Source organism: Mesorhizobium sp. WSM4844, from assembly GCF_055811775.1.
In genome coordinates this window covers 1-229 of sequence record NZ_JBVVQB010000243.1, presented here as the reverse complement: position 1 = coordinate 229, position 229 = coordinate 1, and the positions used below count along the sequence as shown (strand labels likewise).

The following is a 229-nucleotide window of genomic DNA, read 5'->3' as shown; positions in this document are numbered from 1 at the left end:
CCCCCCCGCGGGCGCCCCCCCCCCCCCCGCGGCCGCCCCCGCCCCCCCCCCCCGCGGGGGGGGCCCCCCCCCCCCCCCGGGGGGGGGGGGGCCCCCCCCCCCCCCCCCCGCGCCCCCCCCCCGGGGCGGGGCCCCCCCCCCCCCCCCCAAAAAACCAGAGCAAAAAAAAAAAAAAACAAGCGGAGAATTAAGTGAAGACCGCAAAAAAAAAAGAGCGCACCCCCCCCGG

At 79.0% G+C, this 229-nt stretch carries 1 protein-coding gene; it reads left to right on the top strand.

What is annotated here, in order from left to right:
• The coding region (locus tag AC0L2A_RS36610; protein ID WP_473613051.1) for a hypothetical protein at positions 1-195 on the top strand (195 nt) is incomplete at its 5' end.
• Between the last annotated feature and the right edge of the window lie 34 nt (positions 196-229).